4 protein-coding genes are annotated in these 6,938 nt (G+C 68.0%); 3 read left to right on the top strand and 1 reads right to left on the bottom strand.

Annotated elements, in window-relative coordinates; translation table 11 throughout:
* Positions 1–3,103 (top strand): Zn-binding domain-containing protein (locus ON36_RS07340; RefSeq protein ID WP_043649390.1); only part of this gene is annotated, 3,103 nt, incomplete at its 5' end.
* A gap of 4 nt (positions 3,104–3,107) precedes the next feature.
* Here ON36_RS07340 and ON36_RS07335 read toward each other — a convergent pair.
* Positions 3,108–5,342, bottom strand: coding sequence for a 3'-5' exonuclease (locus ON36_RS07335; protein ID WP_043649386.1), 2,235 nt, complete (start codon positions 5,340–5,342; stop codon positions 3,108–3,110).
* 203 nt (positions 5,343–5,545) lie between these two features.
* Between ON36_RS07335 and ON36_RS35770 the strand changes: the two genes are divergently transcribed.
* On the top strand, positions 5,546–6,181 hold the full coding sequence (locus tag ON36_RS35770) for a TIGR02679 domain-containing protein (protein WP_306306902.1): 636 nt from the start codon (positions 5,546–5,548) through the stop codon (positions 6,179–6,181).
* Positions 6,178–6,864 carry a DUF2399 domain-containing protein gene (locus ON36_RS35765; protein ID WP_218001172.1) on the top strand — a complete coding sequence of 229 codons (687 nt, stop codon included), beginning with the start codon at positions 6,178–6,180 and terminating at the stop codon, positions 6,862–6,864. Before ON36_RS35770 ends, ON36_RS35765 begins: the two co-directional genes overlap by 4 nt.
* The last annotated feature ends 74 nt before the right edge of the window (positions 6,865–6,938 follow it).

The raw sequence follows: 6,938 nt of genomic DNA, 5'->3' as shown, positions 1-6,938 counted from the left end.
CATCACTACCGCGCTCTACCAGAATCTGCCACCCGCCGACGACGGTACCGCGGACCGGGTCGGCCGTGGGCGCAAGTTGCTGATGTTCTCGGACTCCCGCCAGGCCGCCGCGTTCGCCGCCCCGTATCTGGCCGACACCTATGGCAGGATGCTGCAGCGCCGCTATCTCACCGAGGCGCTGGAGCGGCCCACTGACGACCCGGGACCGCAGTCCCCGGAGGACCTCGCCGCGAGCGCGCGCAAGGTCGCTCTCGACGCCGAGCACTTCGACGAGCGTGACACCCGCACCACGATCCGGCGGGTCGTGAACCCCTGGGTGATGGCCGAACTCATGGCGATGGACCAGCGGCTGTCCCTGGAGGGGCTCGGACTGTTAGGCGTGTCGCTGGTCCAGCCGCGTTCGGTGCAGATCCCGCCCGCGTTCGGCAAGCTCGGACTCACCGACGACGAATTCTGGTCGCTACTGAACGAGTTGGTGAAGACGATCAGGTTACAGGGAGCGATGAGCCTGCTGCCCGATGTCGACATCACCGACTCGCTGTTCGAACCGCGCGCAAATCGAATCCGGATACGGTCCCGGGACGCCGATCGGGACCGGCGCATCATCAGCTGGCTGCCCGGTGGGCGGCCGGGGACGACCAACAACCGGATCCTGCTGGTGCGCAAGGTCCTCGGCGCGCTCGGCGCGAGCGTACCTGCCGAGAAGGTCCTCGACGCCTACTGGGAGTTCCTGCTGCGGAACCAGTATCTTTCCGAGGAGAGCGATCGAGTAGCGGGCGTGCTCTACCAGCTGGACCAGGAACAGTTGCGGATCCGGCCCGGCGCCCGCTGTCAGTGGTTCCAGTGCGCCGCCTGCCGCCGCCTGACGATCCACGACATCCGGAGCCTGTGCCCGCAGGGCAACTGCGATGGGACACTGACACCGTTCGCCGTGCCGCTACCGGACGCCGACACGAATCACTACCGGACGGCTTACCGGAACATGGGCATGCTCCCGCTGACCGCGAGCGAGCACACTGCGCAGTGGGAGGCCACCGCAGCCGCGGAGATCCAGCGCAAGTTCATCTCCGGTGAGGTGAACGTTCTGTCCTGCTCCACCACCTTCGAACTCGGCGTCGATGTCGGTGACCTGCAATCGGTCATGTTGCGCAATATGCCGCCCAAGACCGCGAACTACGTCCAGCGGGCGGGCCGGGCGGGCCGGCGCGCCGCCTCGGCCGCGCTCGTGGTCACCTACGCCAAACGCAGTTCGCACGATCTGTCGAAATTCCAGAACCCGCAGTCCATGATCGCGGGCCGTATGCGGATTCCATGGATTCCCATCGACAACGACCGGATCGGGCGCAGGCACGCGCACTCCATCGCCCTGGCCGCCTACTTTCGGCACCATTTCGAGCGTACCGGCCAGGAATGGCGTACCGCAGGTGACTTCTTCACCCCACTCACCGGTACGAATTCCTCACCCGCGGCGAGTATCCGGGCATTCCTGACCCCGGTGCCCGACACAGTGCGCGCTTCGCTGCAGGCGGCCCTGCCGGAGGCAATCCGCGCCGAGATCGGGGTCGAGACCGATGCCTGGGTCGACCGGCTCTGCGCGCAGCTGGCCGATGCCGAAACCGATATCCGGACCGACATCGCCACCTTCGAGGGGCTCATCGATCAGGCGATCGCCGATCGCAAGTTGTCGCTGGGCGACAAACTGCAGAAGACCCTGCGCACCATCCGTGATCGGCAGCTGCTCGGCTACCTGGCCAACAAGAATGTCCTGCCCAAATACGGATTCCCGGTCGACACCGTGGAACTACGGACCTCGCACTGCGAGGGGACGATCGGCGCCCGGCTCGAACTGGCACGGGATCTCGGCCAGGCCATCTACGACTACGCTCCCGGCAATCAGGTGGTCGCGGGCGGTCAGCTGTGGACGTCCCGGGGACTGCACAAACTACCCAAGCGGGAACTGGAATCGCTGCAGTACCGAGTGTGCAAGGAGTGCAGGCACTTCGAGTGCGGGCACGTTTTGGATGAAACTCCGGTGTGCCCGAACTGTGAGACCGACTTCGGACCGGTAAAGCGCTGTGTGCTGCCCGAATACGGGTTCGTCGCCGATCGTGTACCCCAGGAGGTGAAATCCGAGCCGCCGCACCGATCGTGGTTCGGTGCCAGCTATGTCGAGACGATCGGGGAGGAAGTCCACCTGACGAGCTGGACCGCACCCGGCGGGATCGAGGTGCGCGCTCGTGCGGGCACCCGGGCCCGGCTCGCCGTCATCGGTGAGGGCGCGGGCAGCGGGTTCATGCTGTGCGAGTGGTGCGGCTGGGCCGAGCCGATCGGGGTGACGCGCAACAGTGGCAGAACCCATCAGCGTCCGGTGACCGGCGTCGCCTGCTCAGGACCGCTCGAGGTTGTGTCACTGGCGCACCGATACGAGACCGATGTCGCTGAGATCACCTTCTCCGCACAGTACAGCTATTCCCCCGAATCCGAAGCCCAGTGGACGTCGGTGCTGTACGCCCTGCTGGAGGGTGCTTCCGAAGTCCTCGAGATCAGCCGCGACGATATCGACGGGACACTCTCGTGGAGCGCCGACGGCCGCCGCAGCATCGTCTTGTTCGACACAGTGCCCGCCGGCGCGGGTGCCGCCAAACGGATCGCAGCCGGGATCGAGACCGTACTCCGGTCCGCCGCCGACCGCGTCACGCACTGCGAATGCGGTCCCGAGACCTCCTGCTACGGCTGCCTGCGCTCGTTCCGCAACGCGCGGCACCACGAGATGCTCACCCGCCTGGGTGCGCTGGCCGTCTTCGACTCGCTCGGTCTGCCCGGCGGTGCGGCACCGGGCTGGGAACTGCGGCCGGACGGGGCCTCGGAAGCGGTCGTCGCCCTGCTGGACGAACTCGCGCGAGCCGGTGTGCGCCAGCCGGAGTACGGAATCGAGGAGGGCAAGCACTACTGGCCGGTCGAGCTCTCCTGGCCGTCGGCCAAGGTCGTGGTGGTGCAGGGTGTAGACACCGATCGGGACAGTGGGCTCGGCGACGGCGGCTACACGGTGGTTCCCGTTGAAGCGCCCGATGCTGCTCAGCGGCTCGGGTCGTTGCTGGCCTGACCGTTCAGGCCAGCAGCTCCGAGATCTGGCCGTTCCAGGTGACCACGAGCTGATCGCGTGCCCGGCTGGCCGCCACGTACAGCAGCGACCGTTCCCGCTGCTGTGCCTCGGCGAGCTCCTCCTCCGGAACACCGCGCAGTTGTGCCTGCGAGGGTACGTGCTCACAGTCGACGCCGGCCAGGATCACACAGCGGAACTCCATGCCCTTCGCGCGGTGCATGGTGAGCACGACAGCCTTACCGCCGGTGGGCAATTCGTTGTCGAGCACTTCCGCGGCGACGCCGCGCTCGGCCAGAGCCCGCGCCATCTGGTCCCGGTCGTTCTGGGCGCGGGTCAGCACGGCGATGTCACCGGGATCGACCTGGTCCCGGTCCATCCAGAGTTTGATCCGGTCGGCGACAACCTGGAGTTCGGCCATGGCGGTGGGGCATTCGACGAGTTCGGGATCGGGGCCGAGCCGGGCGCTGGTGTACCCGGCGGTGGATTCCGCGCCCTCCTCGAGATCGCGGAAGTCGGCGCCGTCGAGGATGCCCACGGCGAACTGCAGGTTCTGGGCGGTGGTTCGGTAGTTGAGGGTCAGCTTGGCTGACCGGCCACCCCGGATGTTGATGCCCAGCCTGCTCAGTACCACAGGCTGGCCATAGATGCGCTGGTGTGAGTCCTCGGCGATGAACAGGTCGTCGGGACCTTCGGCGACGAGTGCGCGCAGGAGCGACCAGTGCGTGGCGTGCAGATCCTGTGCCTCGTCGACGATCACATGATCGGCGATGTATTCGCCGGATCCGGCCCGCACCCGCAGATCGGCCGCCGCCACCGCCAGGACCTCCGGGAACGACAGTAGTCCCCCGGACCTGCCTGCACGGCGATACTCCTCGAAGACCTGCCACACCGCGGCACGCTGTGGCCGCGTCAAGCGCACCCCACGCCCAGCCCGGGGCACCCGTAGATACTCCTCGCGTGCGGTCACCCGGTGCCCCAGCACGATATTGACGTACTCGGCGGCGAGGAACGACGGATGTCGCAGCCGCGTTTCGAGATCGGCTCCCGCCGCCTGCACGGCCTCGGTCCAGCCGGCGTCGCTGCGGCGGCGCAGATGATGTCGGGTCCAGGCGGTGGGGCCGAACACGGCAGTCAGGCTCGGCTCGAGATCACGACGGCGGCCGATGACCGCCGCGGCCAGCCGGTCCACACCTGCGACGAACACCCCGCGCTCGCCGGGCTTGTCGGCGAGCGTGACAGCGGGATCCAGCGCGCGCAGATCGTCCGCGAGGGTCTTGGCCAGCGTCTTGTTGAAAGTGGTGACGACGATCCGGGCTTCAGGATCGCGACGGGCCAGGAAGCGCGCACGATGAAGGGCGACAACGGTTTTGCCGGTACCTGCCCCACCGGAGAGCCGGAACGCACCCCGGTTCTCTCGCTCGACGAAACGGCGCTGATTGGGGTGCAGGAACGTCCGCCACGCCTTGAAATCCCCCTCCTCGATGACCCGGCGCAGTTCGTCGGTGTCGTCGACCAGGGTGAACTGCATCTTGGTCGCCGGATGAGCCAGGGCCGCCAGGATCTGGTCGTTCTCGTCAAGGGTTGGGTCGACCGGCCGATCGGTGAACCCGAGACTGTCTCGGACATCGTCGATCGAACGGCCCGCCGCCAGTTCGAGAACGGCGTTGTGCTGCCAGGTGACCGGGGAATCCTGGGCCGCCACCTGGATGGCCTCGCGGTCGGGCGCGCCCAGCGCGGCGGCGGCCAGCGTCGCGTCGAGGCCGAGCCGATCGGTGAGCTGGCCGAGGGTATGGCCGGCGCGGGCGAGATAGCCCGCCGGTGCCCGCGCGGCGAGCTCGGTGAGCTTGCCACTGCGATCGGGGACCACCGTCCGCTTGCGCCGGTCGTCGTGACCGTCGAGCGCGCCGACGATGCCCTCGAGAACGCCGTTGACCTGGTTGACCCGCAAGGTGGACTGGGCGGCGAGTTCGGTCGCCTTCTCATTGTGCCAGGTACCCAGATAGATATAGGTGGGATCGCCGAGGCGATCCTCGATCCGGAACATGATCACCCGATGTTCGTCGTCGACCTGCCCCGTCCGGACCCGGGGATCCACCGCGCCGGGCAACGACTCGATTCCCAGCCCTGGCACACTGTCGTCCGAGCCGACCCGTTCGAGGTAGCGGAAGATGCTGTTCTTGACGGCACCGTCCAGCTTCGGCATCGATCTGTTGTTCGTCGCCACCACGACCTGTGCCACTCAAGCTCCCCGTTCGTCTCGCCGTGGAATCGATGATAGTGAGGCGAGCAGCGCGGTTACTGTTCGGGCGGCCGTTGTTCGCAAGCGGTCAGGACGGGGATGTGATCGGTCATGTCGGGTATCGAGCGGTTGTCGCCCGAGCTGATGCCACTGTGGCGAGCGTTGTCTGAGCGGTTCTCGGCGGGTGGGCCGGTGGCCTCGGTGTGGGTGGGGCCGTTGACCGACCGCGAGCGGGAGGCAATGGCCGATCTGTTCGGGTGGGCCAGTTCGCCGCCCGAGCTGTGTGCGGTGAAGGTCGCCGAACTCGACGCGGTACTCACTGCCGTGTCCGGGCGGATGCGCGGGAGGTGGTCGAGCGGCTTGTGTGGCCGGTCGCGAACCGGCGGGCTGAACGGGCCGCACGGGACCGGATCCGGCGGGAGCTGTGGACGTGGCTACACGAGCATCCGGTGGTCCGGGCCCAGCCGGCACTCGGGGCGTGGGCCGATGCGGTGGAACGCGCTGGTCTGGTGAACAAGTCGGTGCCGGCGACCCGGGCACTGCTCGAACAAGCGGTGGCAGTGCTGGCGGTGCTGCCCGCGACCGGACTGCCGCTGCCGGTGCTGGCCGAGCAGACGGTCAACGATACCCACGCGCTCGACGAGGGGACCCGGTTGCGCTCGCTGGTCATGCGGGGTCTCGCCGAGATCTACCAATCTCCGGTGCCCACGGACGCGGGAGCGGCGCGGCGGATGTGGGAGCTGGCTGGAGTAGCCGACGACGAGCTGTCTCCACCGTGCGGGTCGCGGGCCTCGGCGGGGTGCGGGGCGGGACAGGGCTCGGCGATGTGCTGCGGGTGACCGCCGCGGCGGGGGTGGCGGCATCGGTGACCCTGCAGCAACGGCGGTCGATTTCGGTCATGCACGGTGTACCGGAGCGGGTGTTCGTCGTGGAGAACCCGAGCGTGCTCGCGGTAACCGTGCGGAGCTTCGGGTCGGGCTGCCCGGCGATGGTATGCACCGCGGGGTGGCCGAGCAGCGCGGCAGCGCGCATTCTGGAGATGCTGAGCACCGCGGGAGCGTCGTCGTTCTACAACGGGGACTTCGACGGGGAAGGGCTCCGGATCGCCGCGCATATGGTGGCCCGGCTCGCAGGGCGGCCGTGGCGGATGGACAGCTCGGACTACCTGTCGGCGGTGGGACCCGGACCCGCTGTCGGGCGGGTGACCGACGTGCCGTGGGACGGCGAGCTCGCCGGCCATCTCCGCCGGGTCGGGACCACGGTGTCGCAGGAGCGGGTCATCGAGCGGCGATCGCGGACATCGCCCGGTAGATGTCGGTGGGTGGCGCTACCTTCGAGACCACGAACCGAACAGGGAGCAGTGGTGGATCCGATTCGTGTGCCGCCGGAGATGTTCCGATTCACCAGCGGTGAACTATCCGGGCTCTACACCGCGATCCGTCTCGACATCGAATGCCGCGAACGAGAGCGTCACCGCACCTCCCGCACCGGGACTGTGTGCAGCGGTGTCCGCGACAGCTGATGCTCGGGCGGTAGCGAAAGCCGGCGCGCAAGAGGGGAATGCGGCGGCCGGGCAGCATGCTGCGTGTCGGGCCC

Source organism: Nocardia thailandica NBRC 100428 (genome assembly GCF_000308795.1).
GTDB classification, from domain to species: Bacteria; Actinomycetota; Actinomycetes; order Mycobacteriales; family Mycobacteriaceae; genus Nocardia; species Nocardia thailandica.
Note: the sequence above shows the minus strand (reverse complement) of the source record. Positions and strands in the feature narration are given on the sequence as shown.